Origin of the sequence: Acaryochloris sp. CCMEE 5410 (genome assembly GCF_000238775.2) — a bacterium.
Taxonomy (GTDB): domain Bacteria; phylum Cyanobacteriota; class Cyanobacteriia; order Thermosynechococcales; family Thermosynechococcaceae; genus Acaryochloris.
On the sequence record NZ_AFEJ02000003.1, the window covers coordinates 380,649 to 406,930 of the forward strand.

At 40.9% G+C, this 26,282-nt stretch carries 28 protein-coding genes; 8 read left to right on the forward strand and 20 right to left on the reverse strand.

Translation table 11 applies throughout. From position 1 onward, the window contains the following. The first annotated feature begins 63 nt into the window (after window positions 1-63). Entirely contained in the window at window positions 64-684 is a 621-nt protein-coding gene (locus tag ON05_RS32005; RefSeq protein WP_029315273.1) for a hypothetical protein, read from the forward strand. On the opposite strand, the gene ON05_RS32010 is transcribed toward ON05_RS32005, so the two are convergent. The 3 genes from ON05_RS32010 to ON05_RS32020 form a co-directional block, all read right to left on the reverse strand. Next, window positions 685-1,287 (reverse strand): VCBS repeat-containing protein, encoded by a 603-nt coding sequence (locus tag ON05_RS32010; protein ID WP_139025842.1) that lies wholly within the window; start codon window positions 1,285-1,287, stop codon window positions 685-687. A gap of 119 nt (window positions 1,288-1,406) precedes the next feature. Next, on the reverse strand, window positions 1,407-2,672 hold the full coding sequence (locus tag ON05_RS32015; RefSeq protein ID WP_010474886.1) for an RNA-guided endonuclease TnpB family protein: 1,266 nt from the start codon (window positions 2,670-2,672) through the stop codon (window positions 1,407-1,409). A gap of 357 nt (window positions 2,673-3,029) precedes the next feature. Then, window positions 3,030-3,743 (reverse strand): hypothetical protein, encoded by a 714-nt coding sequence (locus ON05_RS32020; protein WP_139025844.1) that lies wholly within the window; start codon window positions 3,741-3,743, stop codon window positions 3,030-3,032. Window positions 3,744-4,961: 1,218 nt separating this feature from the next. Here ON05_RS32020 and ON05_RS32025 point away from each other — a divergent pair. The 3 genes from ON05_RS32025 (at window position 4,962) to ON05_RS32035 (ending at window position 7,272) form a co-directional block, all read left to right on the forward strand. Next, window positions 4,962-5,765 (forward strand): ParA family protein, encoded by an 804-nt coding sequence (locus ON05_RS32025; protein ID WP_010474889.1) that lies wholly within the window; start codon window positions 4,962-4,964, stop codon window positions 5,763-5,765. Then, on the forward strand, window positions 5,740-6,162 hold the full coding sequence (locus ON05_RS32030) for a hypothetical protein (protein ID WP_010474891.1): 423 nt from the start codon (window positions 5,740-5,742) through the stop codon (window positions 6,160-6,162). The genes ON05_RS32025 and ON05_RS32030 overlap by 26 nt, the downstream gene beginning before the upstream one ends. 75 nt (window positions 6,163-6,237) lie before the next feature. Beyond that, entirely contained in the window at window positions 6,238-7,272 is a 1,035-nt protein-coding gene (locus tag ON05_RS32035; RefSeq protein ID WP_010474893.1) for a WD40 repeat domain-containing protein, read from the forward strand. A 98-nt stretch (window positions 7,273-7,370) separates the two neighbouring features. Here the strand turns inward: ON05_RS32035 and ON05_RS32040 are convergent, their stop codons facing one another. The 6 genes from ON05_RS32040 to ON05_RS32065 form a co-directional block, all read right to left on the reverse strand. Further along, the gene (locus ON05_RS32040) at window positions 7,371-8,030 is read right to left on the reverse strand and encodes a hypothetical protein (RefSeq protein ID WP_262562509.1); all 660 of its coding nucleotides are present in this window, start codon (window positions 8,028-8,030) and stop codon (window positions 7,371-7,373) included. Between the two features lie 38 nt (window positions 8,031-8,068). Then, the gene (locus tag ON05_RS32045) at window positions 8,069-10,399 is read right to left on the reverse strand and encodes a Mov34/MPN/PAD-1 family protein (protein ID WP_010474896.1); all 2,331 of its coding nucleotides are present in this window, start codon (window positions 10,397-10,399) and stop codon (window positions 8,069-8,071) included. Continuing rightward, entirely contained in the window at window positions 10,392-11,546 is a 1,155-nt protein-coding gene (locus ON05_RS32050) for a hypothetical protein (protein ID WP_010474898.1), read from the reverse strand. Before ON05_RS32050 ends, ON05_RS32045 begins: the two co-directional genes overlap by 8 nt. 188 nt (window positions 11,547-11,734) lie before the next feature. Further along, window positions 11,735-12,043, reverse strand: a complete 309-nt coding sequence (locus ON05_RS32055; protein ID WP_010474900.1) for a DUF6788 family protein — start codon at window positions 12,041-12,043, stop codon at window positions 11,735-11,737. Window positions 12,044-12,202: 159 nt separating this feature from the next. After that, window positions 12,203-12,844 (reverse strand): hypothetical protein, encoded by a 642-nt coding sequence (locus ON05_RS32060; protein WP_010474902.1) that lies wholly within the window; start codon window positions 12,842-12,844, stop codon window positions 12,203-12,205. Between the two features lie 345 nt (window positions 12,845-13,189). Beyond that, window positions 13,190-13,549: a hypothetical protein gene (locus ON05_RS32065; protein WP_010474904.1), complete on the reverse strand. Its 360-nt coding sequence runs from the start codon at window positions 13,547-13,549 to the stop codon at window positions 13,190-13,192. Between the two features lie 221 nt (window positions 13,550-13,770). Between ON05_RS32065 and ON05_RS32070 the strand changes: the two genes are divergently transcribed. From ON05_RS32070 to ON05_RS32080, 3 genes are all read left to right on the forward strand, one after another. Beyond that, entirely contained in the window at window positions 13,771-14,202 is a 432-nt protein-coding gene (locus ON05_RS32070; protein ID WP_050857487.1) for a LexA family transcriptional regulator, read from the forward strand. Window positions 14,203-14,224: 22 nt separating this feature from the next. Beyond that, complete coding sequence (locus ON05_RS32075; RefSeq protein WP_236618993.1) at window positions 14,225-15,469, forward strand: Y-family DNA polymerase; 1,245 nt, start codon at window positions 14,225-14,227, stop codon at window positions 15,467-15,469. A gap of 173 nt (window positions 15,470-15,642) precedes the next feature. After that, the gene (locus ON05_RS32080) at window positions 15,643-15,909 is read left to right on the forward strand and encodes a hypothetical protein (RefSeq protein WP_039780587.1); all 267 of its coding nucleotides are present in this window, start codon (window positions 15,643-15,645) and stop codon (window positions 15,907-15,909) included. Here ON05_RS32080 and ON05_RS32085 read toward each other — a convergent pair. The 5 genes from ON05_RS32085 to ON05_RS32105 all read right to left on the reverse strand — a co-directional run bounded on the left by ON05_RS32085 (window position 15,882) and on the right by ON05_RS32105 (window position 20,146). Further along, the gene (locus tag ON05_RS32085) at window positions 15,882-16,955 is read right to left on the reverse strand and encodes a serine protease (protein ID WP_010474909.1); all 1,074 of its coding nucleotides are present in this window, start codon (window positions 16,953-16,955) and stop codon (window positions 15,882-15,884) included. The two genes, ON05_RS32080 and ON05_RS32085, sit on opposite strands and share 28 nt — an antisense overlap. A gap of 561 nt (window positions 16,956-17,516) precedes the next feature. After that, window positions 17,517-17,987, reverse strand: coding sequence for a hypothetical protein (locus tag ON05_RS32090; RefSeq protein WP_010474910.1), 471 nt, complete (start codon window positions 17,985-17,987; stop codon window positions 17,517-17,519). A gap of 319 nt (window positions 17,988-18,306) precedes the next feature. Next, the gene (locus tag ON05_RS32095; RefSeq protein ID WP_010474911.1) at window positions 18,307-19,431 is read right to left on the reverse strand and encodes a toll/interleukin-1 receptor domain-containing protein; all 1,125 of its coding nucleotides are present in this window, start codon (window positions 19,429-19,431) and stop codon (window positions 18,307-18,309) included. Window positions 19,432-19,642: 211 nt separating this feature from the next. Next, window positions 19,643-19,888 (reverse strand): Txe/YoeB family addiction module toxin, encoded by a 246-nt coding sequence (locus tag ON05_RS32100; protein WP_010474912.1) that lies wholly within the window; start codon window positions 19,886-19,888, stop codon window positions 19,643-19,645. A gap of 6 nt (window positions 19,889-19,894) precedes the next feature. Further along, window positions 19,895-20,146, reverse strand: a complete 252-nt coding sequence (locus tag ON05_RS32105; protein ID WP_010474913.1) for a type II toxin-antitoxin system Phd/YefM family antitoxin — start codon at window positions 20,144-20,146, stop codon at window positions 19,895-19,897. Between the two features lie 152 nt (window positions 20,147-20,298). On the opposite strand from ON05_RS32105, the gene ON05_RS32110 reads away from it, so the two are divergent. After that, the gene (locus ON05_RS32110) at window positions 20,299-21,057 is read left to right on the forward strand and encodes a hypothetical protein (RefSeq protein WP_010474914.1); all 759 of its coding nucleotides are present in this window, start codon (window positions 20,299-20,301) and stop codon (window positions 21,055-21,057) included. Window positions 21,058-21,728: 671 nt separating this feature from the next. Here the strand turns inward: ON05_RS32110 and ON05_RS32115 are convergent. The 6 genes from ON05_RS32115 to ON05_RS32135 all read right to left on the reverse strand — a co-directional run bounded on the left by ON05_RS32115 (window position 21,729) and on the right by ON05_RS32135 (window position 26,084). Further along, window positions 21,729-22,724: a hypothetical protein gene (locus tag ON05_RS32115; RefSeq protein WP_010474915.1), complete on the reverse strand. Its 996-nt coding sequence runs from the start codon at window positions 22,722-22,724 to the stop codon at window positions 21,729-21,731. Window positions 22,725-22,876: 152 nt separating this feature from the next. Continuing rightward, window positions 22,877-23,887 carry a DUF932 domain-containing protein gene (locus ON05_RS32120; protein ID WP_039780550.1) on the reverse strand — a complete coding sequence of 337 codons (1,011 nt, stop codon included), beginning with the start codon at window positions 23,885-23,887 and terminating at the stop codon, window positions 22,877-22,879. Between the two features lie 517 nt (window positions 23,888-24,404). Continuing rightward, window positions 24,405-24,782 (reverse strand): DUF6876 family protein, encoded by a 378-nt coding sequence (locus ON05_RS32125; RefSeq protein ID WP_010474917.1) that lies wholly within the window; start codon window positions 24,780-24,782, stop codon window positions 24,405-24,407. A gap of 59 nt (window positions 24,783-24,841) precedes the next feature. After that, window positions 24,842-25,021: a hypothetical protein gene (locus ON05_RS32130; RefSeq protein ID WP_029315278.1), complete on the reverse strand. Its 180-nt coding sequence runs from the start codon at window positions 25,019-25,021 to the stop codon at window positions 24,842-24,844. Between the two features lie 344 nt (window positions 25,022-25,365). After that, complete coding sequence (locus ON05_RS38845; RefSeq protein ID WP_396150688.1) at window positions 25,366-25,524, reverse strand: sigma factor-like helix-turn-helix DNA-binding protein; 159 nt, start codon at window positions 25,522-25,524, stop codon at window positions 25,366-25,368. Then, window positions 25,455-26,084: a sigma factor gene (locus ON05_RS32135; protein ID WP_262562510.1), complete on the reverse strand. Its 630-nt coding sequence runs from the start codon at window positions 26,082-26,084 to the stop codon at window positions 25,455-25,457. Before ON05_RS32135 ends, ON05_RS38845 begins: the two co-directional genes overlap by 70 nt. Window positions 26,085-26,282: the final 198 nt, after the last annotated feature.

The window sequence follows — 26,282 nt, forward strand, 5'->3', positions numbered from 1 at the left end:
TCCCTCTCTTTTCAATATGCCTTGCCGTTAAACTGGCTGTGGCATTAGTTGAGGATATCTGCATTGGAATCTACAATCGTCGCCCTCAAACCCAAACCTATTCCCCAGACCATCCCACAACCACCCAAGTCCGTTGTCTCCACTCCTAAACTCATAGCAAAGACAGCATTCCCCAAGAAAGCACCCGAAGGCACCCGGCCACCCAAGCGGGAACCAGGGCATGGGGAGTTGGAAGAGAGACGACGTAGTGTTAGGCGAACGACCCGGCCAACCAAACCTGAGTCTAGACCTCAGACAATATCCCCAGAAGTACCTCCGGCTAGCAGACCCCAAACTCCGAGAATTTCGGCGGAACTGGAGCGCCGATTCAGGAATCTGGAGCTGAGTCAGAAGGATTTGTTTGAGCAAGCCACAAGGACGCGAGGTGAGCTGGAGTATCTGGCCATTGCTAGGAATAGTGCTGGGCAATTTTGGATTACTGTGGCGGAGATAGGAAAGCCTTTTATGAGGGAAACATTTGCAACTCCTGAGTTTTGCTGGGAGTGCGCTGTCGAATTAGAGGACATGTTCGATATTTTGCAAGTGATTGAGCTGCGACCACCAGAAACGATTGAACGCATTGAAGAGATTGTTGCTTCACACAAAAATCGTGAGTATGTTGCTGTCTCGAACTCTTGCCAGTAGTTAAGGGGAAGTATTTGTTGGTTTACCGTTACCGTCTAAATACCCTCGTTCGATCAGCAGCGATCGCAACTCCGTAGGAAAATCTGAGTTCTTGCCCATGCGTTTGCCTGCAAAGATCTTGTCTTTAGTTCGATCTTGGTTAGCTACCATAAAATTCCAGCCTTCTTCGAATTCACCCAGCAGTATTTTCTGTGCGACATATCCAGCAAGGATTCCATTGGCAGATAAACCTTCACTCTGGTATTCACGGAATGTCTGATACATTTTCTCTAATTTCTCACGAAGTTTTTTGGGATACTTCATGGTAGTTGGCTGGAGTTCACCATCTTTGTAATTGAATATTGCAGTGGGAGGATATGAGCCTGCATAAGAGCTAAAAGCATAGTTGAACTTATTATCACTACTTACGAACTCAATTTTTCCATCTCCATCAAGATCCTCGAATGTTCCTCCCTTATGGTCTAATGGCCCTGTCTCAGTTTTCTCGAAAGTGTTGTTATGCCATCGGTAAACTACAGTATTTGTACAGCAATGTGCGCCACCACTATAGCGTTGAATGATTACTTCAGCAGTTCCATCGGCATCAAGATCTGTTATAGACACATTGCCCATCATCCATAGGTATTCACTGTCGGAAAGAATGGGTTTACCCTTGTGCAAAAGTTGATATTTTAGTCTTTGACAGCTCTCACCGCTAACCCTGCGGATCTAACGGGAGATTCTTAAGAGCATTTGACTCTTACTGGCTGTGCCAAGCAGCCTCTAAACTCTCCGAGTAAATCATCGAGCTTACTTGTATGTTTGCGAAGGATATTCAAAGCCCCATTAGCGTCAGCATTGACCAACCAACCCTTAGCTGTTCGGTACAGTCCACGCTTGATGCGTTTGCCTTGGAATTGATGCTTTGGCCTATTGTCAGCATTCCAAGCTGGCAATATATCTCTATCCAAACTAGACGACTTAGAGGTGTAGGATTCCTCCTGCTCAATGCACTCAATCCCATACCGTTCGCAGAGGCTTTCCAGCTTGCGCTTAAAGGTAAAAATCGGAATTTGAGTGAACTTCTGATTGTTTCGCTTGCCCATATTGACCCCTTGTTTGAGGTCCGGGTTGTAGCCAATAACAATCTTGCTGATGCCATTGTCACGGCACCAATCAATCACATATCGAGCCGACTTATTCAAAAAGTCATTAACTCTATGATGGCGACGGTCCAGCAGCTTAGCCTGATTGTGGGTCAGTCCAGAAATACCCTGCAAGTCTTTAATCGACTGCAACCTGGCATTTTCTTTGTTGTACCACTGATTAATCGACTTAATCGCGATTCCATCCATGATGAAGGATTGCTTCGTACTGCTAACGCAGGTAGCAAAGTTGTCCAATCCCAGATCAATGCCCAGCATTTCACCCGTTTGTTCAACTTGCAATGCCTCTTCGGCCCCATAGACATAAGACACATCAAAGTATCGCGCTCCCAACTTAGGAAGAATGCGAATTTCTTTGACCACCTTATCTCTCAAGCGCTCAGGGATAGTAATCGGTACGACACCCCACTGACGACGAAAAGGCCGAGACATAGGAATATTGAAAACCCAATCTCTACTAGGCAATTTAGCCCAGTCACGGGGGCGTATCGGTATTGTCAGCAGGAAATACCCGTCTTTAGGCAGATACCCAGGAATGCTGACCTTAGCTTGATACCCACCTGCCTGCTTCAATTGCAACAGCTTGAAGAAGGACCGGAACGACCTATCTACAATCTTCAAAGTCTGCTGAGCAATATCGGTGGGCAGATCTTTATAGTTTTCATTCTCCTTAACGTAATGATAGTTGCCTTCATAGTGGAGGTATTTACGCTCTTGAAAGAAGTATTGGCGCACGTTATAAAGTCCCACATTGAACATGTTTTTGCTCAAGTGGCACATCTGCTTGAGTGCGTCAGATTGTTGTTTATCCAACCGGAGGCGATTGGTTTGATTCAAAAGCATTTGAGTTTTCCGCAATACATCTATACTTCTAGCGGAAATATTTCACTATTGCCAGCAAAGCTGGCGCTCCTATCCCCCTCGCCGCTAGAGTGCTTTGCACTTAGCGGGAGTCCCCTGGAGGTTTAAGATGGATTTTCGGGGGCGGCGATTCTGTATATGATACGAGCGCAGATATATCACCAACAGTGATTTTTTTCTTAAAGGAAGGAGTATTGTGATCGATATTTATTGTTGTGGTTTTTGTTGTTTGGGCTTGCTTATCAGCAATTATGTTATTGAGACTTGTATTTGCTAGGACTAAATTAGAGTGAAAGAAAATAACCCCTAATCCAACAAGGCTTAAAAATTGTCTGTTCATTATTCTAGGCAACTGATTGTAATTTCACTAGAGTAGAAATCTTCTATAGACTTTTTCTTTCTAAGTTGAAAACCTCCAAGCAGCAGAACCATCCAAACTGATCCAACAGAGACTCTTAATTCACTAACAATAGCTGATAGCTCAATTGATCCATGATTTTTATCGATTAATTTTTTGATTCGCTCTAGCCAGATAGAGTGATCTTCTTCATAGGTCATCTGTTCAACGATTTCTTCCACTGAAGTGTTCTGAGCTTCGACCCAATTAAGCAGTTCTTCCTTATCTATTTCTGTGAACTGATTTAATTTCTTGGTATGAGGACTTCTGCTAAAGATTGGTGAAGCTTCGATCAGTTGATCTAAATTCAAGTCCATGGTGCGGCGCAAGAAAGGGCTCAGCATTTCTGGGGTCAGGATAGGTCCAGAGTGATCTTTTTGCAGAATTTGGTCGGTAAACAACTTTGCTTTTCTCAGCAAAATATCTGTGATGGCTAGAAATATCCTAGCCGCATAGGTCATTCTTTCGGCCTGTGGTAAATCTTCCAAAATTCTTTCCAGGGAACTTTCCAGTATTATGCAGTCTGTTCTCCAAGGATCGATTTCAGCTAGCTTGATTGCTTTTTCAAGCCGTTTCGGTGTGGTAGGGGCAGGGGCGGTAAGGGCATTCTTCGATTTTTCTTGAGCTAACCTCGGGCTCGAATCTGCGAATTCCATATTCTTCGTTGATGAGTTGGAGTAGTTCGGCAATGTAATTCACTGCATCAGGGCTATACATCCCCATTGAATGCTTCCCAACGCTTTGAATCAATTTGTCCCCTTCCCAGATCTCGGCTGCGATCGCATGTACGGGACTGTCAGAGTGTTCCTGATATAAAATCAGCACAGCTCCATAAATTCCCTTTGTGTCTGGTGGTGATAGGGGCTTGGTTGGTTCCGGGAATTTTTCCTTCCGTCTGGCCCTGCGAAGGTCGCTGTTGATCTTAGATTTGTTTCGGTGATACGACCGGCGACGGTGACAAACAGACTCATCGAAGCAGTTATCACCTTCAGGGCCGTGAATTCGCTTGCATTCATCGATATCTAGGAGCGCACAAGCCCCACACTTCTTGTTTTTTGGCCTTCCACGTTTTTCAGTTCTTGGTCTTGGCATGGGTGAGCCTTAGTTTCTCCCATAATAAAGTGTAAGTTTAGTGTAAGTCTTCGAGATTAGCTATCCTTTGGCAGATTCTTTGCACTGTCTCAGACTTAATGGAAGTACTTTGATGGACAACGGAGGTTAATTCTGAGCGATAGCAATGGGGTGTTTGATTTGTTGTGGCCTTTATAACCTGAGCAGTGTAAGCAAAGCAGTTGACTTTATTAAAGACTCTTTAATAAATGACTCTAGAGGCTTTGACTCTTTAATTTAAGCCTCTACTTAAATTAAGCTGTTCTCATTCCGTATTTCAGCAGAACACTAACCAAGTGAGTGATTGAAGAATAACAATGAACACTAAATCGCTGAATAGATAGTTTTTTGATGTGGTAAATCGTTTAATCTTCCGATTCTCTGCTGTATCTGTCTTCTTGCCTTTAAGGATTTTGGGCTAAAGATTCTAGAACTACTGACTCTTTAGCTAAAGAATCTACTTGCATTTTAAATTAGTCGAAAGTTCTATGGTGCTTCTAGTCCGAAGATAATAGCTTTTGGTCTAAAGACTCTTTAGTGAAAGACTCTAGAGTCAATAAATCAAGAGTTAAATATTAACTAATTATAAGTTTTAGTATCAAAAACTCTTGAGTTGCTATATAAAGATATTTGTTATCTTCACTCAGCGAAATTAGAAATAAGTAAACAGGACTGATTTACTGAAGAAGTGAAGACCAAAGTTTCAAATAATTAAGCATTAATTTCTCAAGAGTCATAAAACCTCTATCCATAGGTTGTAATCCATGAAAACCATTGTTCTTACAAGTCTTGGGGGCGGTCAGGGTAAATCGACCAGCTCCTATATGTTGTCCAGATTGTTAGCAAGGAATGGTGCGCGGGTATTAGCCATAGATGGCAATCCGCAAGCTGATCTCTCACTCTATCTGAGAAGTGAAGCTGAAGAAGATGACCCTACGTTATTGGAGTTATTGAAGAATCAGCTCAAAGATCCCTTGGATGCGGTATACACAACACCTTACGAAAACCTGTTTATCATCCCTTGTGATCGCATGTTGTCGGAGGCAAAGCCGTACCTTGCTTCATCAGGTTCAGCAGCTACCGTTCTGAAGATTCGATTGGAGCCCTTTCACGAGCATTTTGACTATGCAGTGATTGACATCCAACCCACCTCTTCAGAGCTTTCTATCACCTGTGTGGGAGCTGGAAACTACTTCATCCTTCCTTGTGAAGCGAACACGAAAGGTCATGCTTCAGGGATTGATACCTTTCAATTCCTGGAAGAGCTTGCTGCCTTAAGGGTCTGGTCCGGCGAAATCCTTGGGATTGTCCCTTTCCGCGAAAAATGGGCTGGCCGCAATCTAACCATCAAAAGTCGCGAGGCTTTGGAGCGACTTAAGTCATTGGCCAAGGATTATAAGGTAGATCTGCTGCCATCCATCCGTGAATCGGATCAGTTTGAAGCTGCACTGAAAGCTGGGATTTTGCTGGATGAGCTGGATTGCAAGTATGCAGATTTGCAATATCCATTTGAGAAGATTGTAGAAAAACTAGGAGTGGAAAATGTCGGATCTAGCAGAGCGGCTTAATAATCGTCAGAGAACTAAGGTATCGAGAAGGACTGCGATTGTTCCTGATCAAGTGGCCTCTGAATCGATCACAGAAGATAACCCTGTGAGCCTGACTGTAGTAGAAAGTCCAGTGGATACGGACGATGATCTACTCCCCGAAGATGATTATCGAAATTTTGAACTATCCCAAGCAACGCTGAGGATTGAGAAGAATATTGCAGAGCGCTTGTCGAACTTTTGCAAAAATAGTGACCCAAAACTTTCTCGGGAAGCTCTTATAGAGGCAATGTTCTTGCAGGTTGAGAACGATGCTGATTTAAGGGATGTTGTGTTGGCCCTGGCAGTTGATCGGAGTGAACTGAGAAAAAGGGCAGGGAATTACAAACGAGGGAAATCGATTAGCGATCGGGCTTAGTCTGGCTAGTTTTCAAGGTTGCTGGTTGGATTTATGCGTTAATAGAGTGATCTTAGGCTTCTCGGAGGTTGATTGATGAAAAAATCCCAGATTTTGCTATTGACTTCATTTGCTGCTGCTTTAGTTTCTTTTTTGTCTTTCTCAGAGTTCCAAGAAACACGGGTTATAGCCAACGAAGTTGTTCATCGAAAAAGCTTAAGTGGGGATCTTGTTGCCCAAAAACCATCACAATTTCGTCAAGTATGGGCGGTTGCTTATAGCTCTGATGGAAAACTGATCGCATCCACAAATGATGATACAACTGTAAAAATCTGGAAGGTTGGAGAAGCAGAACCTATTCAGACCTTATTAGGCCATTCTGCACAGGTTCTAGGTGTTGATTTTAGCCCAGACAATAAAGTTCTAGCAACTTGTAGTAGTGATGACACTATTAAGCTTTGGGATGTCAATACTGGGAAATTGCTGAATACCCTTGAGGGACATGCAGGATCGATTTATTCTTTGAAGTTCAATCCTGATGGAAAGACACTGGTATCAGGTAGCTTTGATCGGACAATTAAAATATGGTCTGTAGATGGGCGATTAATCAAGACATTAGAAGGGCATCCAGCCTATGTGGATAGTCTTGCTTTTACCCGTGATGGACAAGTGCTGGCATCAGGTGGATCTGGTGGGACCATTAAATTTTGGAACCCGAAGACAGGTGGATTGATTCGCACTGTTAAGCGGGGGCCAGGATTGACTACTGGGTTGAGCTTTGATCCTGGTGGACGTGTTTTAGTGGCTGCAAAAGGGACACATGAAATTGAATTCTGGAATGCCAATAATGGAGATTTGATCCGAGCTGTACGGGTTCATAAGAAAAGGGTTAGTAATGTTGAATTTAGTCCTGATGGGGATATGTTGGCCACCAGTAGTTGGGATGGAACGATTAAGCTGTGGGATGCGCTTCGTGGGCGTTTAATCCGTACTTTGTCCCCTCATACGAGGGAGGTTCATAGTATGCAGTTTAGCCCTGATGGTGAGTATGTTGTTTCAGGAAGCCATAAAGGGAATGTCAAAATTTGGCGAGTTAATGATGGGAAAGAGGTCTATAGCCTATGGCATTAAGTTAAATATTTAGAAGTTATGGTGTTGCGTCAGTACTTAATCATTCCTGGTAAAAGTAGAGAAGATGAATTGTTTAAGAGAATAAATTGATATTTAAATTATTTTGCACTTTCTTCAGCTAGTACGTTTGTCACAAATTGGATGCTATAATTTCTTGCTGCTTGAGAAACAAGGAAAAATATAATTGAAAGGCCAATCATATATGAAATGCAAAGCTTGAGACTTGATGCAAATACAAAACTTGAAGGACCAAAAGTAATTAAAAAAATAAAACTTAAGCTAGCTATTTCTCTCATAAGCAAGAAATTCCTGTGAGCATTAAGAACTGAAGGCTTATCCTCATGAACTTTATAGAGCGTATACCAAACACGATTCTGTTCATCTGGTTCTGTAGGTAAATTGGGCAAATAATTTTTGATTTTTTTTGGGTCAATCCTTGGATCTTTATTCATATGCTGAGAGAAAGCTCGACAAGCAGGCAATTGATATTTTTGCCTTAAAAAAATCAGAAAATATTTAAACTCATTTCCTAGTTGACCACATAAAATTCGGCTAATAAGTCCTATAGCAGTTGACCAGATGATTGATGAGTATACTTTATCTGGAATAGATACAATTAAATCTCCTATAGTTAGGCTAAGTTGATTGTCTACACTAAAAGCATTAATTAAAATTAAAAAAAACAAGATATTAATAAATACAAAAATATTTATCTTTGGTTCATTTTCTTGCTTTAATGACTTTTGAGAACTACTCATCTTAATATATATGCTTCATTGTTAATTTTAAATTAAAATCAATTGCTTCTATCGGCGAGAATAGCTGAGTATCCCTTTGGACTTCTAATGAGCATAATTAAGGGATCGTCATTTGAGTTGGCAAGTATTGAAGCTGTATTTAAATCAGTTGATGATGGATGAGAATTCCCAAGGTGGCTGTGCCAAGTACCCAAACAATATAAAGTGCTGTTGCAGGCTGACATATATTCTTGAATTTGTTTATTTAGCCCATGTGTACCAAGGATAAATTCAGATTGAGAACGGACACTGTCAGGTGGAGCACTGAGAACATTAGCTACTAAAAATGACTGCTGACACTCAGAAATTCTTCCCATGAGAATACCTCCGGTCTCCACATCAGGGTAACTCATTGATTCATTTACGATTTTTGAATGGGCGTATTCTGAAAGTCTCACAGTCCAGGTAGGATCATTTGTAGTAGGAATTATATGAACAGGAGGGATATTGATGGAACGCCACTTCAGACCTAGATTGTTCTCGGTAAGTTGCCCGAGTAGAATTTCTCCTGTGCTTGTTGGTAGACCCTCGTTTTGATACTTTGATATTGCTTCAGACATGGATGCAGCAAATAATGATATTTTGGCATCCGAAACAACCATTGTAATTGAGCTACATCCCTGCCCTATAGAGATTTCTTGAAGTATGTTCTCTTTACCGTAGAAGATACTTTGCATTACATCATCTTGTCTTAGATGCTCGTAGAGACTGACAATAAGATCTGATGAATTAGGATTACGATGTGGGCCTTCTACGGTGAGTGTTCCAATGAGTCCTTTTGAGAATAGTGAAGCTTCAATAATCCTTGTCTTTAGTCGCTTAATGTTTTTAGATGTCAGTGCTTCTCTTACTGAGTGTGAGGCTGTAGAGTTAATGATTCCCCAAGAGTTATTTGGAATTATTTTATGAAATAGTTTCTTGTCGCTGATTATCTTAGTAATATCTTCTGTAAATCCTTTGCAGCATTGGCCTAGACCTTTAATTGCATAAGCTAAGCTTGCAGCTTTATTATCAATCCATACGAGTTGATTGCTAGAAATTGGACATAATGCATGTCGAGCAGCATTATGAGGGGATAAATACTTTCTATCAATAACTTTATTGGGTGCATTGCCTGATCTAGCTAGATGCAGAGCAATTTTTGAGCCTAAGCTTCCACAACCAAGCAAAATAGTACTATTGCTTTCCGAATGAAGTAACTTTCCTGATAATTTCTGTAATATTTGGGGAGTTATAGATTGTTGGTGGCACGCTGGAAATACTGATGTACGGCTTCCTAAATTTAATTGATCTGGGCGATCAATATAAATAATATAAGGGATAAGTTCTATATTGCTGGTTTCACCTATTAAATTATAAGGACGGCGAACACATAGAATGATAGCAAGAGGCAAGTTATTTGGTAAATGTAAATTATTTAAATACCTTTGTAAATTCCTAAGTCCGTTAGTTAGTTCATTAATGCAACCATATTCATTTGCCTTATTTGATAACTCATACAAGTGTTTAACGTATTCAGGTTGATATTTATCATAAACTATAGGTTCCCCTGATGATGTTAGTCTCCCTGGTGTTACTAAGATAGCTAAGCTCTTTCCTTTAAAGACATTGTTGTCAAACTTCTGGTATTCCAAAGAAGTAACTTTTAAATCTTTAGATTTTATTTGCTGACTTCCAATTATCCCATATGTGGAAAAATTGTCTAAATTGCCTTCACTTGAAGGGGACTCAATTCCTAAAAAATCAAATGTAAGAAAAAAGTGCTTTTCTTGACTTGATACGAAATTTCTTAGGAAATCACAATCTGCGATAACTCTGTTTTTTAGAGTGTCACGACGTATTGGCTCCCATCCTTGATCTGGATCAATAAGTTGTTTTAATGCTGCCTTCTCAAGCCAAGATATTACCTGATTGATAATAACAGTAAGTCCTCCAGACTGCATTAGTTCATCGAGATCTCCCGCATATATACAGGGAATGATAGCTCCTTGATCTATTCGCGGTTGAATATGAGCTAGAGAAGTATCAAAATCATCTCGAAGTTTAATCGTTGGAGCATTGATTGGGTAAGTCGAAGGAAAAGTAAATGTAACGGGTTCTATTGAGAATACACCATTGGGACTTTTCCCTTGTGATAGCCAATTAAATGGCAAATTTAACTTGATATTAACTGTGACATCAACATCTTTAGTATTGGAGTCTGCTACAACATTAGAAACCTTTTCAACTTGGTGATGAGATTCAATCTTTGAGATTGCTCTTTTTATAGCCGTCTTATTAACTAGTGTAAGCTCACCTTCTATTACGGCTTTATAATCTTCTTTAGCCATGAGCTATGGGCTGTCTTCCAATTATTGGCAGGTTAGCAAATCTTGGCTTACTCATTAATCTTGGCCCATATTCTGTAATTTCAAAGTCCATTACATCAGGATTCTTAGTATTAGGATATTCACCTGTACATTTGAAACGGTTAGGATCATTATTGGTGATAGCAATATATTCCCTTTTCGCACGGATGTTAGGAGGGTCATTGTCTATACCGCTAATGGGCTTGCTGCTAGATATGATGAGTGCTCCATGTCTTGCTTGTGAAAGAGCTAGCAGTGCATCTCTACTGACTACGGCATTTTCTCCTAACTCACTCCAGCTATCGTGAGAAAGAGTGTGCCAGGAACAATGGTGTGGTGATTGAAGGATATCGTATTGGAGATAGCCAGTATTCTTATGTTTACTCAATAGCCTCTCCCAGATAGCTACCTCTGCATCCCCACCTGAGAGGAAGCGACAAACATCTTGAACTTGATTTACGTTTAGCGAGATGGATAGGATAACGCTTGATCTATTTTTTGCTAATGCTTCTTCTTCATCTTCGATATCAGATTTTGGCAATGGACCGAGTAGATAGATTGATGCTGATGGATCTAACCTTCCATTGATTTTAGTTATGTTAGAGTCGATTGAGACAAGAATTTCTTGTAAGGAGTCAGTTTTTCCATTTTCATCCTCACCTAATATCAAAATTTGGTTTCCATGAACTAATTGACTTGCCCCAAATTTTTTGAAGAGATTTATTCGGCGTTTAGCTTCTGTGTTGAAAGATTTAGCGTCTTCACATAGAACTAGATTATTATGGCCAGCTCTGCGAAAAATTATTGGAGATGACCATAGCTCTCTAATGAAGATTTTGTTGTTTTTAGTATTGTATTGTTCAGGTGGACCTAGATGGAAGGTATTCGTTAAACCTAGACAGTGATCTTGATCTGGGTGAGTTAGAAGAAATACATCGACATATGGGCGACCTTGATCGTCAACTCTAATTCTTTCTCTTAACTTTGCTTCTACATCAGGGATAACATTATTGCCCTCATTTTCTAGATTACGAATTTTGACATCAATAAGAATAGTTTTACCACTATCAAGCTTAATTAATGTCATGTCTCCATTATCAACTGGAAAAAAAGAAATATTTGCAGACATAACAATCCCTTGTTAGATTAATCCTCACTCCCAAACTATTAATAGCTTAAGAAAAATGATGCTGCTATGTTTATTTGTACGGATTTCCGAACTTTATCATTAATTTAATTCATCGAAATATTTTTCTTGTATATTTATGTGATAGGGAAGATTAATAAGTTAGAATATTATATTTATCTACATAGATTTTAATCTAGCTCTTTGAATTTTTTCCCAATATATTTACTGACCAACCTTCCATCGATTAGCTGATAGGCATACCAGTAAGGGCCGTGCATATCCTCTACATTCCCCGACATGCAATCACAGGTATCTTTACCGCACCGAACATATTCATGCCGATAGGTAGCCTTAACTTTTCGAGCAGCTTTTGGAGATACCTCAGTGTTGAGATCATCTTTCTCGATCTCAGATTGTAACCATTTAAGCAATCGCTGCTTTTTGTTCGGAGAGAGCTTTGCAATCGCGGGTTTTAGCTGGGTGAGGCCGATGGGCATATTTATATCTTATGTAAATTTATGGCTAAATATATTCTAGCTTATTACATAAGATGATCACTTATCTATAGAGTTGCAATTATTCCTTTGGTATGGAGAAAAGCATATGCTCCCTTGAAGACAGAGTTTCCAAATCAAAAAACCTAAACCGTTTTATGTTTACAGCAAGGTAATGTTTTTTAAAACTTCAAAAATCTGTGTATTATCAAATTCGCAGTCACACCCAATCCCTATTTCGACTACTTGACCAATCTTAGGGATTTTCATGAAATAGGATGGCCTTAGTGACCTAACCCCCGATTCAACAAGAACTCCATCTAATCCAGAGAATTGATAAGGTTTCATAGAGCTTCGATACCATTTACCCACCTTAAATTTCTTCGCTCTTTCTCGTTGGATCACCAACCGACGCAAAGGCAAATTATTAGGGTTAGGTATACGGCGGATGTAGGGATGATAAAGACCTCGCCCTCCAAATCCACCCCTAGCTGTGCAAGCAATTAGATCGTAGTCAACAGGGTTCAAGATCCATACTTCGCCATTATTACGGAGCATGGTGCGGAAATTTTTGGGAATTTTGATTTGAATACCAAACTGCTTTAAGTCTACGGTTTTCTTTTGGGTACTGGGTTTGACATTGCGGTCATAGTCAAGGCAGTTTTCTCGTTGTGCAAGAATTGGTGAGATAGTGGGTGAAAAACTGGCAGCGGTAGCTTTTGGCTCTTTAGTTAAAGCAGGGAGCACCGGTGAAGAGACGAATAAGGACGGTAGAAATAGAAGCAGAACAAATCTAGTTCTCATGAAATCAGGCTATTTGACATCATGCCTCTAGAATAAGGATAAGAGCTTCAAAGAATAAATATTTTCATAAAATTTTCTCAAATATTTTTTACTGCCAAGATTTAAATTATTGCGTTTAGAATCGGAGCATCACACTGAAAAGTAGGCGGTAGTTTAGTAGCTCAGATTTCAGTCTGATTCTTGTGTTTTGTTTTCACAATTTTCTGCTTAGATTCCATTCCTACATTGAACTTCAACCAGCATTATGGGCTGTACTTTTTGGAAGATAGATAGCAAGCTTGGTATAGTTGGATTCCCTCGTTGTAGAAACCTGCGATCGCACCCGCGATGCCTTTGCAACATCTGTCACAGTTCAACCTCCGCAGACAAAGTGCAGGCCCGGATAGGATATAGATGAGCTTGTACCTCCTGCAAAGTAAGGCTTCGCTGCTCGATGGTTTGAGAGGGATGTTGAATCATCAGCTCAATTGCACCACTCAGTACCCCCTCAAGGCTTTTAAGGTCACATATCCGAACGGAGAGAAAAAAGCTTGTAACTCCCACGGCTGCAAGTGGTATACCCTGAACAGCAATAGGAACAACTCTTGTACGCTCAGGACAATATACAAACCGCATACCATCTACATCAGCAATAAAGCTGTAAGTGTTGGAATCTGAACAATCAGTAAGCCGAGGGTCTGGTGGCTGAGTAATGGCAGTATGCATGGGTAGACAGGCTTGCAGGAGCCTGAGTAAATTTCGATGTAACCCAAATCAATTTTGAAGTGACAGAAATTTTTCCCTCAGTTGCTCCTAGTCGTAACACACTCACTTCAACCTTAGATTATCCACTTGCTAACAATTCCTTAAGAGCGATTTTTATACAGTTTGACTGGATATTCATCATAAAGCTGTGATAGGCTTTCATGGTACATATGTTCTGATCCATGCGCGTACACTCTGTTCATGCCTGGAAAAATTCTGTGGTGCTAGAACGGCCTCTGTTCGGTGCTTATGCCCCGGCAGGGTTTCCATCTCCAGCACAAGACTGGATTGACAGTGGATTAGATCTCAATGAATTTATGGTGTCACATCCGGCAGCAACCTACTATGTGCGGGTTTCCGGTGATTCTATGATTGAGGCTGGCATTTTAAATGGAGACTATCTGATCGTTGATCGGGCTGTTGAGGCCCGTCACGGTGTCATCGTTGTGGCAGTGTTAGAGGGTGAAATGACAGTGAAGCGGCTCTATCGGCAAAAAGGTGTGATTGAGCTGCATCCAGAAAATAAGGCTTATCCACCCATTCGGATCAAGCAAGATATGGAACTAGTGATTTGGGGCGTGGTGATAGGTGTCTTCCGCAAGACCTTTATCTAATCCTCAGCGCCGGATAGCCTTAGTGGACTGTGATAATTTCTATGTCTCATGTGAAAAAAATTTCAAACCCGCCTGGAAAGACCACGCACTGGGGGTTCTATCCAACAATGACGGTTGCCTTGTCGCAAGATCTCATGAGCTTAAGGCAGCAGGCATTCCAATGGGAGCCCCCTACTTCAAATATCGAAAGGAGTTACAAGCACTAGATGCGATACTTGTGTCCAGCAATTATGCGCTCTATGGCGATATGTCAGCCAGAGTAATGACTACGCTAGGCCAGTTTACCCCTGAGTTAGAGATCTACAGCATTGACGAGGCTTGGTTAAATCTAACGGGCTTTGAATTGGCCACTCTAGACGCCTATGCGCGGGAGATCGTAGCCACCACCAAGCGTCATACTGGGATTCCGGTCTCTATGGGAATTGGGCCTACCAAGGTACTGGCTAAAATTGCAAACAGAATCTGTAAGCGGTGGGCGATTCCTGGTCAGGTCTTTAATATCGGTAGTGCTGAGTCTCTGGATGGCATACTGACCACGATCCAGGTTGAAGACATCTGGGGGATTGGTCGTCAATGGGCTAAAAAGTTAGAGGCATCCGGCATTTATACGGCGAAAGACCTAAGAGAGGCTGATGATGAACAGATGCGGCGACGGTATAACGTAGTGATGCAGCGCCTGATTTTGGAACTGCGGGGAATCTCTTGTTTGGGTATCGATCAGATTGCTCCCAAGAAACAGATCATTGTGTCACGCTCTTTTGGGGAGCGGGTAGAGGATCTGGACTCCCTGTTGCAAGCGGTAGCGATGCACGCGACCCGAGCCGGAGAGAAATTGCGATCGCAAGACTCAGAATGTGGGGCCATTCAGGTTTCTATTCGTACAGGCCGCCATAATCCGAAGGAAAAGTTTTTTGGGGAATCGGCCTTGGTCCGGTTTCCGGTGGCCACCGCCGATACTCGCAAGTTAATCTGTGCGGCTCAGCGTGGCGTCAAGCAGATTTATAAAAAAGGCCCTCGTTATGCTAAAGCAGGGGTCATGTTGTTGGATATTTCACCCACCAATGTGAAACAGCAGAACTTATTCTGTGAGGGAGATAGTCAGAAAGCAACGACGCTGATGCAGATAGTCGATCAGCTTAATGATGAGTATGGTCGCAAAACTGTGTTTTTTGCCAGTGAGGGGATGCATCAAACTTGGGCTATGAAACGCAGGATGATGACCCAGGCATACACTACCCAATGGAGTGACGTACCTGTTGTTCACTAAATACGAAATTAGGGAGTGATACTCATGCCATCCATACATCATATTTTCTTGCTTTTGTGATTGTGATTCTCCTGCTTCAGTCATTGCAACTGATGAGGGCAGACTGATAATATGGCCAACATTTTAGTTATCCATCAGGTCTAATTATTTTCTTGGTAAATAGGAGTTTATCAGTGAGTGCAAGCCAGATTTCTCAAGCACTTAAAAGAATGTATGAGCCAACCTGTGGTTTGAGTATAGAAGCTGTGGAGCTGCTGCTCTTACTGGTCAAGCAAACTGCTAAAGTTGATTTTGAATTCATCTGGCAACAACGGAACCGACGTAATCCCAAAGAATTAGCTGCGACGCTTGATGAATTAATCTCAGCAGGTTTAATTAGAGAAGTTCCAGGAGAGATCGCAGAGATTATGGATCATTGGAGTAGTGCAGAATCGTTGTGAGTCAGTCTTATGAATCCACCTGATCTGTTTCTGCTAGGAAATTTCTTTTCTATAAAACTAACTACTTCAGAGGCTGGAATTCCTGCGTGATATGGCGTGATTCCTTTTTCTTTGAATGAGTTTTCCTCGAAGAAATTTTGAGTGACGATTCCCACAAAGCGTCCTGTTTTATCTATTATGGGGCCACCACTATTCCCAGGAGATGTTTTCGCAGAAAAGAGAAAATAGCTTTTGCTCTCATAGTCTTTGACAAAAGAGTTTATTTCACCTTTGTGAGCAACTAAATAAGCGTCGTTTGTTCTAGGAACTGCTGGATATCCAAGTGTTACTACTTCATCCAATATCTTTGGAGCTGTATTGGGTATTAGAGCATCACTTGAGTCTATATCTTTTAAGGTGATTGCTGCGATATCGTTATGCTTATCAAAAACGATATCATTTTTCTTATCAACAAGTATTTCTTTAGATTCTGCTTCATCACTATCGCATAATAAGCGTATTGACACTGCATCTATTACCACATGTTTATTAGTTATAACTAAAGATCTAGATGAGAAGGTTGAGTTCAATAAAAAGCCTGTCCCAATGTTTTCGTCACCATCAGAATTTGTAATCACAACTTTGAAAATAGATTTTCTATGTCTGCGAATGATATAGTCAAACCCCAGCAGAATATTTCTCAATGTTTTTTGTCTATGAATTTCTATTGCTTTTGGGTTGGCAAAATAAACAATCTTTGCTCTAGATATAGAATTTCCAGGCTTCATTGCAGTAATAATTCCTTCTTTTTCTAGGATTGTTAGAGAGCTATAAAGTACTGGTAATGGCGTTCCACGATTTTCTATCTTTTGCTGATAATTACTAAAGTCTTCATCATGAAAATATCCTTGCTTTATGAATATTCCATTATTTGAGCAGCTTGATAAAATATCTGCGAATAATTCAATATCTAATACTTGCGCAGTCATCATTCTTACTATTAGTTCAACAAAATCTATATTGTCTTCTAGGGAATGAGGATCTTTTCGATTGATTTTTGATTTCATTGATTTATTATTTCTTTATAGAAGAAGATGTGAGAGTAATCAGGTTGTATAGAAAATTTGCGAGGCGATTTGTAAGGCTTAGTCATAATTACTAGAATTCATATAATGCCCCATTTGTCCACTACACATTAAGCAACCCGATAGATAGCTGTCTTCTAAATTACCTGCCACAAATTCATTACAGTACCCACAATGCCCCACTTCTGTTTCAGAATGAATGCTGAAGCAAGAAAAGCAGATCCAATCTTCTCCTATTTTTCCTACACACGGGCTAGGATGCTCACAGCTATTGCAATATGATAGATGCTCTCCATTTGATTGTTTATTGTCTGGGAGTAAATCTTCAAACCCAAACTTCTCTCCACATGCTCTACATGCTAGTAGCGGAAAAATATCTATACTCTCTGAAACTTTTATAAGGCTAGAACTACAAGATGGGCAATCGATGCTATCTATAAAGTTTTTGAGATTCTCATCATCTAAAAATCCAATTTCCTTAAATGAGTTCTTGCACACCTCTTGCTCAGTCTTCAATATTTCTGAAGTGCTTAACAGACTCTGTCAACATTCTTCACCGAGGATTTCATGAGGATCTTTATCTAAGTAGTGATGTATAAAATCTCGAATTAAGATAAATGATTTTCCAACAATTTCAAGAACTGCATCAGAAGATTCTTCCACATAGTAATGCTCAATATTATTGCGTAGACTTTGTATATTACTAAAGCTATTCCAGTCAATTTCAATTTCTAGTTTATTAAGTCTTTTCTTTATGTCATGAACATCAACAGTGTTTTTACCTCTGCCAATAAAAACTACATTTTTATCTTTATTAAATACAGGTATAATATCTTTTTTGATTAGGACTTCGTTACTATCTGAAGGCGATAGCTGTCGGAGTTTCTCCTTATAAAGTAAGAGTATTCCAGCGTAAATATTTCTTGTTGCAGATCCATGTCTTCTATTATCCTCAGTATTGTAGTCTTCAACACCTATCTGTATTGATTCAATAGCATTCTTAAAAAGTGACATGACCGATATCTTGGAAAGGAGTTTCTAGATATTAGGTTTCCCCAGTGATAGTTGAAAGTTTACCTGTCGTTAATCAAGTTATTTGACACACTTCTTGATTTATTTGTCATGGATGGGCTGTAGTGCTCAGAGAGTGCTTTGAGAGCATCTCAAGAGGTATCCCCAGTAGATAGGAAGCCCGATCTCACTGGAAGAGTAGTTTGGGTACAAGAGTAGGATGTTTGAGAGAGCTGTTCTTGGCAGGTTTAGGCTGATACACCAGTTGATACTGAATATGGATCCGTCAAGATATCCAGGAGTTTGTGAGCTTGTCAATGATCTAAACATTGTCTTTAGCTAATTCATCAGCAGCTTTAAAACCCTCACGGGTTAATGTTAAATATTGACCATTTGTATTCGGTTTTTCAATAATTAGTCTTCGACGCTTTAAATCTTCTAGTCCACCTTCCCAAAGTGCCCGTGTTCTATTATCTTGATCAGTAAAAAACTCCTTGCCATTAGTTGATAACGATATATGGTTTAAGTCTTTCAAATAAAAAATATCAGTATTACCTTTAGCGGCTTCTTTGAGAATTATTTTTGCTTCATCAGAGAGTTCCGTTTTATTAGATTTAGCTAATGGTGTAGTAACTACACCAGGAATTTCATCACGCCAATCAATATGTTTTGGTTTAATGGGTAAAGCTCGGATAATTTCACGAAATGCTTCAAGAGATGATTTCGGTTTCTTCCAAACATATGATTTTAGTAGTTCAGGTATCTCACCTTTTTTTCCTTCTTTATCTTGAAAAAGTAGAGCAATGATGGCGAATTTTTCTTTCTTTTTACGTTTCTCCTGTATTGCATAATTCACCTCGGTCTCCAGAAAACCTTCATCTTTGAAGTCAGGAGTTATAAAGAAAACTACACCACATGAATCTTGCATTCCCTGGAGAAGAGCGCGTTCAAGAGTTGTACCAGCAGGCATTGCATCATCGTCAATCCACGGATCGTATCCAAGTAATTTCAATGTTTCTTTGAAGTCGATGACCTTCTTTTTATCAACTCCTTTATGGCTAAGGAATACTTTGTTTGAACTATTTATTTGCATATCTATCTCTTTACCACAAATAACACAAAAGAGTTTTTGATATTTAGCTGCTTTTATGGTTTCATTGCAGCATGAGAAGCGTAGGATATCGTATGAATCATCAGTCTCTATGAGAGTGGCTGAAGGTTGAGATAAACTCGATCCTGAGCCTAGTAACTCATTCACAGCAACTGACTCTATGTAAGTTGCTTGTTCAGAGGTCCACCAGCATTGCTGACCGTTATAACCACAATAAGGGCAAAAAGAGATTGGATCGTCACTTCCCTCACCGAAAATAATCTTGAATTGCTGATAGCAAGAAGGGCACTCTTGTGACAGAAAGCCATCTGCGTCAGTCGAAAAATTGATTTCCACTGATATCTTCCTGTTTGTTTGACATGTGGAACAATTGATTGCGTTAATTATTGAGTTGTGAAATGAATGAATCTAAACTAATTCAAGATAGACGAAATAATCCTAAGTGACAATATTGGTCAAAGACCCAACTTTAGCAAAACCAGTGGATATTATGTGTATTCTCCTTTTCTAGCACAACAAGTCTCAACCCCTAATCCCCATAGTGGGTTCACATCCGCAAGACTTTAACGATCTGCTGATCATCAAGGACTTGATAAACTAATCGATGCTGAATATTGATTCGTCGCGAAAAAGTTGGTTCAGACGTCCCCTTCAGCTTTTCAAACGCAGGTGGCGATTGGTAGGGATTAACAGCCAAGATATCCAAAAGCTTTTGTGCTTGTCCCTTTAAATTGGCAGCAGCCAGCTTCAAAGCATCCTTCTGGGCCTGCTTCGTATACTTGATTGTCCACATATGAGACTACCAATCCAGCTCATCCGCGCATTCATCGAGAGGCTCCTGAATCCCCTCCTCAATCGACTCCCAGACCCCAGGAATCGACTTGAGATAGAGCGTTTCTTGAATCGCCTTCCAATCCTGTTCACTGACTAAAACGGCATTCCCCCTTTTACCCGTAATCGTCACCGGTTCATGAGACTCATTGACCTGATCCACCAAACCAAACAGCGTTTGTCGCGCTTCAGTCACAGAGAGGATCGTAGAGTCAGTCATTGTCATTTGTCTCAGGGAATCCTGAGCGTACAGAATTACGTACATAATTATAACCTTTGCTCAAAATTGTTGAAGTGGATTGCGGTCTCACCAGTGCCTGAATCACCGTTTTATTGCCTGGATCGATATGTCCCAAGCTCTTGGTTGCCCTTATGTTTCCTCTCGACTGTTCCAATGTCAATACCACAATTACTTCAATTTCAAAGCTCTATCAAATTAAAGTTGATCAGATCCGAATGTTTTTGCAGGATTTTGATTTGGATAAACACTACGAAGAAAATTATCTGCTAGATTCCCCTGATCGAGAACTCCTTCGAGCTTTTCAGCAGTACATGGGTTCATTACCTCAGTCAATTGATCGAGTCTACTGGTTTCATCTCACCAGAACATTGCTAGAGGAAGACTTCTCTGAAGGTATTCTTCCGCTCACAGACTCCCTCGACAAGCTATGGGATATTGTTTTTCGAGTTTTCTCAGGTACACATCACCTTCCAAGATTGGAAAGAATGAAAAATGAGGGCTTTAGCAACTACCTTTACAATCTAAAAGCAAGACAGTCTTTCCATGCAGGCCCTTATGCCATGCTGGTCAGGGAATCTGCTTTCCTAAGCCAAGAAATTGGAAATCATAACTATCTGAGAATGCCTGAAATTCTTGAAGATATCTGCAATGGATATAGGGAGAGTTTCAATGAGGAAATTTTCCAAATACTTAGTAATGCATTAGTGCCAAAAATTGTGAAATTTTGGAGCCATTCTATAGATGATGACAAATATTTAGCTCCTGCATTATTCTACCTTTACGCTAAGCTTTACGGAAGAAGTATGAGTATCTATGCCAACAAATGCTTTGATGGAAGAAATAGGCCGATTCTGCCTAAACAAATAGAATTTATTGAGCACATTTCTTGAGGTTGCACTTTAATGGGGTTTTGTTGTTGAGACCATCTTTCTCGATCACAGACTGTAGCCATTGAAGCAACCGCTGTTTTTTGTTTGGGGAGAGCTTTGCCATCGTGGGTTTTAGCTGGGTGAGGCTAAGAGGGGACATTTTGTTGTCTTATGTAATCATTAGCTTATAAATGATAGAAAATTACATAATAAAGATCATACAATTGACCCCAAGATCCAAATTATGAGTAATGAAGGTAAAACTAGCTTGACTTATATAACGATTTCAGAACAATAGGTATGATTTCAAGTTTTAAAATAATTGTTCTCCAATTTTGATGAATTCATACTTTTAGAACCTGTTTGCAAAGTTCTCCAGAAGCCTTATCTGACATGGATTTTAGCCAGAATAGTCAAAATCGCTGAAAGCTAGCTTTGATAAGGGTTTCCAAAAACTTTTCAAACAGGTTTAACTCTCAACTAAAAGAACTCTTTTGTTGAGGGTTGGGCTAGTTCAGACGTGTATGGATCAAATTTATTAAACCTAGCGGCGGTAGAACTAGAAGCAGAATACGATAGAGTTTTTGCAGGCATGGCAACCGATGACTATCAATTCGAGTAGACTACAAGCTGCTTATTTTCAGTGTATTCAAGGCGACATTTAGGATTACTTTTAAGATAGTCTTAATAAATTACAAATCTTGCATATTTTCAGATTTTTTTACTATCCAAATTTTTTTTAAGTCCTTGAATATTAAACCAGGACTTTCATTGAGTTCGAGACAAAAATTCTTACTTTCAAAATAGTTTTTTATTCTATTAGGATCTATATGAAGTTTAAGTATACTCAAAAAAACTTTTCCAAAGTCATTAGTAGAATAAGATGCAGGTGTGACAATATCAGAAGCAAAATAGCCATTTTCAATATCACTTCTACCACGTTCAACTTTTCCTAAATCCATAGATATTAGTCCTGTAAAAACAAAACTCTGTATATTTACAAAATTCTCTACAGCTCTACCAAAACTATCTAATTCGACTGGCAATCCGAGATAATCAAAAAGTTTAGTTTTTTCATAGTAATCTACAAGTCTTATATCAACCCATTCACCATACAATGAGTTATAAAAGTGCCAGTCATGAATAGATCTTGTGACGTAAAAGTATTGAAGATATGGGACTAAATTCCAATCCACAGTTTCAATGATATAAGAATATCTTAGAAAATCATTTCTACAGATATTTCCATTAATATATTCACTAAAAAGTTTTGATAAAGCTTCTGCTTTTTCAGTTTGAGAATATCTGTCTAATGCTGAAACTAAATGTTCTCCGATAAATTGTCTATAGCTTGAGTCAGAATTAAGCTTTTTAGTAAAAGTTTCCTTTGATTGCGAATCGATTGATTCATAGCTAGTCAAGAATATCATTAATTTTTTGATAAAGAAATAATCTCGAATTGAAATAAAAACTCTTATTGGCCCAATCAAAGAGCTTAGAACAGGAATATCTCTATATACTCCGTTTTGCATGCAAGAGTCTATACCTACCTCTGCAATTCTCGCGATTACATTTTGAGACTCTGAATTTTGGATAGTCTGAATAAGTATTTCTGCTGGATTTGCTTGATGATTATTATGTAATATGCGATAAAAAAAATATTTTATTTCTCTAAAAAAAATTTCCATAAATACTTTCTTTCTTTTTTGGTTTTTTAATTATCAGCCAAATCCTCAATAAAATGAACCATTTGGTTGCACAGGCGTAAATTCTTAAGGAGACAGGACGACAGCGTCTCCGAGGGGAGTAGCGCAACCTTTGACAAAATGAGAGCGAAGAATCAAAAGCGAGAGAGGTTGAGGATTTTAGAGCCCATCGCTTCGAGTTCAGAGGCTCTAGCGTAGGAGTGAACCTGCTTCGCCGTCGCCGTGAACGCATTCATCAGGCCATACTGCGTCAAGTCCTCTTCCATGAGAATATTCTCAAGGGCATTTTTTTGCTCATCGAGCGTCAGTCCAAAGTGTTGTCGAGCATTCTCCAAGAGCACATCCGCCGAGACCTCCACAGACTGCTGTGTAGCACGTCTCATTTGCTCCAGGGTTCGTTGGAACGCAGCCTCATCCCTGGCCTCATTAAAGTGTTCCAAGAAGCGCTGCACCTTATCCGCCGCGAGATCAGGATCGAGGATTTCCCCCAGCTCATGACGCTGACCCGAATGGCGGATCGAAAAGCGCATCCCCTTCTCCATTCGCGTCATGCCATTCGTACAGGCTAGGCGGAAATTCGCTTGAAACGTATTCAGCCCCCCTAGCCCCGTCTCCGAATTGCAAATCGTCACCCCCGAGCGAATCACGTCCCCCTTTCGGATCTCACCTTCGAGCTTTGGAAACGCCAGCTTCAGAAACAGCCGATTCTCCGTCAGACCTGTACTTAAGACCTCCAGATCATCATCCAACTCTCGGAGCTTCAGCAGCAACGGCAACAGCAAATGCTCATGATCCACGATGCCATAGCCACCCCCCAAGAACGCCCGAGCCGTCCCCTCCATTGTTCGGAGGACATGGGTGCGTTGTCCTTGACGTTGTAGCCAGTAATTGACATTGGTCGCCAGCAAATCAGGTGCATTGTGCAACATCTGTAGATAGTACTTACGATGAATCTTCATCGAAGCCCCCATCTGCCGGTGAGCCATATCATTCACCAATAGATCCAGGCCCAATTTAGGAACGAGCAAGCGATCGCCCTGTGGAGTCATCTGAATCTGTTGAGACTCCACCGCAAAATCTTGCTTCAACTGAGTCTGTTCCTGAATCTCAGTCGCCAACTCATCCAAAGATAAACCTTGAAGCATAATCAAAACTCCCATTCAAGAAAAGAGCGACCCCGGACTGCAATACTCGCCGGGGCAATAGAAAAAAGAACATCAACAATAAAAGCAATAGGATCAGGCATATCCCGGAGAAACAGACCTCCATAGACCGAAGTGGCGAGGTATGAGGTTCACCGGGACATCAGCCTGATCGCAGCCCCTGGCTAATTCTCGTGAACAACTCCCAGACAGAAACGGCGGAGTATGAAGCCAGCGAGAATCAACCAGCGGCAAAAAGATATGAATAACCGATCATCATTCAGGTCAGATCGGTAAGACCTTGAACCCTCTACTAATCTTTCGAGGTGCGGTGCAATCCTTATCGGTACGGCTGAGAGCGGTAGCCCATAAGCGGTCTGCATTCGTCGCATATTCTATTCAGTTTTAGAAGTAATCGGTGGGACAGGAACGGCCTGCCTCTCAACCTGTACTTAATATAGCAAGACTTGCACCTAAAGTCAAGTATTTTAGGTATGAATATACATAAAGACAGTTCCGCTTAATGTTCAGAGGGTAAAAGCAGCACTCCATTTTCCACATAAAGCTCGATTTCAGGCAGAACAAAATTAGTCCAATCGATTTTCTGCGTGATAGCGGGAATGCAGGTGTTAGCGTTATTTTCGTAGCAAGCCAAGAGCGCACTTTTGTCAGGATTGACCGTTAACATCCAGCGCTGGAACTCTAAGAGCCTGGAATTAGCGCGAATGACTTTTCCAGGTTGATAACTCGCGATCGCATCGATGAGCCAATAGCATTCCCCACCCATAGCCAGTGCCTTAACGCCATCGGTATAGAGAAGGCCAAAGGGGTGTTTGTAATGTTGTGTAGTGCAATAGTAATGATCAAGATCAGCAAGCAGTTCAGAAGCAGTTAGCATAAATGTTTCCTCTGAAATTTGTAGCGAGAGGGTTGAAGCAGTTAAGTAAGGTGCTTCGTTTACAGTCTTTGAAACTTGTTGAGAGCGTTTTGAGCGAGATGATGGATATGTAGTTGTCGTTTATTGAGGTTAGTGATCGCGTTTTCGGCATCGTCAAGAGCTTGGTTTGCATCCTGGATCGCGAGATTGATCGCGCTGATCAAATTGCCCTTGGCAAGTTCATAATCGAAAGGAGTCATGGTGAGCCCTCCAAGGCGTAATTATTGGCTATACGAGGGGTATTGCCTCATCAGAGAAAGCGCCCACAGTCGTGGCAGATGCCATCTTGGTCAAGCTCCAGTGTTCTGTACCACAGTCCACAGGAAGCGCATTGTTGCAGCTTGAAATGGTCCTTGAGTCGTTGAAGGACACGGGAGAAAGGGAGAGTGAATCTTTTCATAGATCGGCTCTTTGATTGGGATATGGATTTGTAGAAAGAGGTTTTGCGATCGCAGGCTATATCCCCGGCAGTAGGGGTTTGTGATCGCACAGGGGTTAGCATTCCAGCTAGGCGGATAGGGTTTTCCCCTGGCCAAAGGAAAGTTCAGTACAGCCTTACCCATTCTTGGATCTGGGGATTGCCCCTGAGTTGTTTTCGGGCTTCGTAGAGATAGGCTTTGACACTGCCAACCGTCAGTTCCAGGCTGAGGGCAATCTGCTGAGTGGTTTCACCGTCCAGGTAAAAGGCCCGGAATGCATGGATTTGCTTTTGAACGATAGCGTCTTGGAGAGGGGCTTGAGCAGTTGCTTCAACTCTTCGAGGATGGCGAAGTCTTGAGGGGTGTCATGATTGCATAGAGGAGCATTCATCCTGAGCTGCCCATACAGTGTTTTGCGTTTGTGCTCATATCCCAGCTCTTGCTTGAAGAGGTTGCGGAACTTCTGTCTGAGGAGGAAAAAGACCCAGCTTGAGAATCTTCTATATCGTCCAGGCCGAGTGGGGTTGTAGTAGTTAGCGGCCTTTTCAATGGTGATGATGCCGATTTGGAACAGCTCATCTGTGGTCAGACGATCGGAAAAGTTGAAGCGATGGATCATCAACCAAATCATTTTGTGATGTCCCTCCACGAGTGCTTTGAGTGCGCGTTCACCGCGAAGGCAAATCCTTGTTTCTTCGAGGGTTAGCCCTGCTTTCTTCTGTTTGAGGAGTAGGGTACGGGCCTGAACTTGAGAGACTAAGGCTAATTGTTCATCAGTGGTTAGATATCGTCGATCAGAGAGTTGTTTTCCCTGATGAGTTGGGAAAGGAGTGGTATAGGTCATGGTGAAATACCCTCTATGAATGTGTCGTTAGGAGTAGCTGAGAACTATACTCAATAGCTGTTTTAAGAGACAAGTACTGCCTTTAGGAAAAACAACGAATTTATAGGTATTCCAGCGATGGGTTGGCCGAGGGACTGGGGGCAGCTCGCGGGGATATAGCTATTGACTCCATTCTCAACATTGTGGAGATAGGCTATT